The following is a 2,792-nucleotide window of genomic DNA, read 5'->3' on the forward strand; positions in this document are numbered from 1 at the left end:
GCCCGCCCCCGCCCCGGCGCTGCACGAGGCGGCCGCCCCGCGCCTCCTCCCGTTCGCGAACGGCCCCCCGGCCCCGGCCTGAGTCGCCGGCCCGGGCCGCCGCGCGCGGCCCCCCGAGCTCGTACCTGAGCCCCACGGCCCGGCGACTCCGACGACGCGTCCCCATCGACGCCGCCGTCGCCGTCCGGCTACCCTTCCGGTTCGCGCCGGACGTGACGCGGTCCCCTCCGCCAGGGCCCGACCATGTCCCGCACCACCCGTACGCGCGCCGCCCTCGCGGCGGCGCTGCTCCTCCCCGCCGCCGGCGCGCTCCCCGCGCAGGCGCCCGCGTCCTCCCCCGCCGCGTCGCAGCCCGCGCGCGACGGCACCGTCGAGGGGCGCGTCACCACCCCCGCCGGCGTCCCGCTCGGCGACGTCATGGTCCTGCTGCAGGGCGCGGCCGGGAGCACGCCGCGCGGCGCCATGACCGACGAGGCCGGGCGCTTCGCCGTGCGCGGCGTCCCGGCGGGGCGCTACACCCTGGTCGCGCGCCGCGTCGGGCTCGGCGAGGCGCGCCGCGAGCTCGAGGTCGGCGCCGCCGGCGTTCGGGCCGACCTCACGCTGGTCGAGCAGGCGACCGTGGTCGCGCCGGTGGTGGTGAGCGCGACGCGCGAGACGCAGCGCCGCGCCGAGGCGTCGGCGACGATCGACGTGCTGGACGGCGCCGAGGTACGGCTGGCGCGCGCCGCGCACCCGGCGCAGGTGCTCAAGCGCGTGCCGGGCGTGTACGTGTCGCAGCTCTCGGGCGAGGGGCACTCGATGGCGATCCGGCAGCCGATCACCACGAAGCCGATGTACCTCTACCTCGAGGACGGGATCCCGACGCGGGCGACCGGCTTCTTCAACCACAACGCGCTGTACGAGGTCAACATCCCGCAGAGCGGCGGGATCGAGGTGCTCAAGGGCCCCGGCACGGCGCTCTACGGCTCGGACGCGATCGGCGGCGTGGTGAACGTGCTGACGCGCCCCGCGCCGGCGGCGCCGAGCGTCGAGGTGGCGACCGAGGGGGGCGGCTACGGCTACGGGCGCGTGCTCGCCAGCGGCGGCACGACGCGCGGGCGCGACGGCGTGCGCGCGGACCTGAACCTCACGCGCATGGACGGGTGGCGCGACCGGAACGCCTACGACCGGCAGAGCGCCACGCTGCGCTGGGACCACTTCGGGAACGACGGGCTGACGGTCCGCACCACGGTCACCGGCACGCGCGTCGACCAGAACGACGCGATCGCGCAGGACTCGGCGCAGTTCGCGCGGCGCGACCCGCTCAACCGCTCGCCGCTCGCCTACCGGCAGGTGCGCGCGGTGCGCGGGGCGACGACGGTCGAGCGGCAGACCGAGCGCGCCAGCTGGAGCGTCGCGCCGTACGTGCGCTACAACCAGCTCGACCTGCTCCCCAACTGGCAGCTCACGTTCGACCCGCAGGCGTGGGCGACGACCAGCACGTCGTACGGGCTGCTGGCCAAGGCGCGGCGCGACCTGCCGGGGCTCCGGGCGAAGCTGATCGCCGGGGCGGACCTCGACCTGACGCCGGGGAGCTACCGCGCCGACTCGCTGCGCCTGTTCCGCAGCGGGAGCGGGGTGGCGCTGCGCTACGACAGCGCGCAGGCGACGCGCGCGGTGTACGACTACGACGTGACGTACCGCCAGGCGTCGCCGTACGTGCAGGCCGAGGTGGCGCCGACGGCGCGGCTGCGGATCGACGCGGGGGCGCGCTACGACTGGATGGCGTACGACTACACGACGAACCTCGCCCCGACGCAGGCCGGGCGGTGGCGCGTGCCGGAGAACACGTCGCGCACGTACACGCGGCTGAGCCCCAAGGTCGGCGTGACGTACGAGGCGTCGCCGGCGCTCGGGGTGTTCGCGAGCTGGCGCGCCGGCTTCCGCGCGCCCGGGCAGGGGCAGCTGTTCACGCAGGGGACGACGGCGAACACGGTCGACCTCAAGCCGGTGAAGGTGGCGTCGAGCGAGGTCGGGCTGCGCGGCCAGCTCGGGCGGCGCGTGCTGTACCAGGCGTCGGCGTACGACATGACGATCCGCGACGACATCCTGACCTTCACGCGCCCGGACGGGCTGCGCGAGGCGCGCAACGCCGGCACCACGCGCCACCGCGGCGTCGAGGCGAGCGCGGGGGCGATGCTGCTGCCGACGCTGAAGCTCGACCTCTCCTGGTCGGTGAGCGCGCAGCGGTACGTGACGTACGCGCCGACGCCGGCGATCAGCTACGCGGGGCTCGACGTCGAGCAGGCGCCGACGCAGCTCGGCAACGCGCTGCTGTCGTGGAGCCCGCGGGCGCTGCGCGGCGGGCGGCTGGCGGCGGAGTGGTCGCACACCGGGTCGTACGTCGCGGGCTACTTCCTCGACGCGCAGAGCCGCCCGACGGCGCCCAAGGCGTACGGCGGGCACGACGTGCTGCACCTGCACGCCAACGCGCAGCTGACGCGCCACGTCGAGCTGTTCGGGCGCGTGCTGAACCTGACCGACCGCACCTACGCCGAGCTGGCGGGGTTCACCTTCAACGACCGCGTGCAGCCGGACCAGTTCACGCCGGGCGCGCCGCGCACGGTGTACGCCGGGCTGCGCTACGCCTGGGCCAAGTGAGGACCGCATGACCAAGCGCATGGTGTTCGGGATCGTCGGCGCGGCGGGGCTGTGCGCCGCCGCGGCCGCGTGCGCGCGGCTGGCCGCGGAGCACGCGGGCGGCGTGTCGCTCGGCGACGCGCGGGTGCTCACCGGCGCGACCGCCGACGTCG

Annotated in this window: 1 protein-coding gene; it reads left to right on the plus strand. The window is 76.3% G+C overall.

Annotated features, from left to right (window positions below; all coding sequences use genetic code 11):
* Positions 1–243 precede the first annotated feature (243 nt).
* The gene (locus PYV61_RS23550) at positions 244–2,640 is read left to right on the plus strand and encodes a TonB-dependent receptor (protein ID WP_275836302.1); all 2,397 of its coding nucleotides are present in this window, start codon (positions 244–246) and stop codon (positions 2,638–2,640) included.
* Positions 2,641–2,792: the final 152 nt, after the last annotated feature.

Source organism: Roseisolibacter sp. H3M3-2 (assembly GCF_029211165.1).
In the GTDB taxonomy this organism is placed as follows: Bacteria; Gemmatimonadota; Gemmatimonadetes; order Gemmatimonadales; family Gemmatimonadaceae; genus Roseisolibacter.

Bases quoted from the DNA above. Each gene is read 5' to 3' on its own strand.
- PYV61_RS23550 (WP_275836302.1), top strand. From the start codon at position 244: ATGTCCCGCACCACCCGTACGCGCGCCGCCCTCGCGGCGGCGCTGCTC.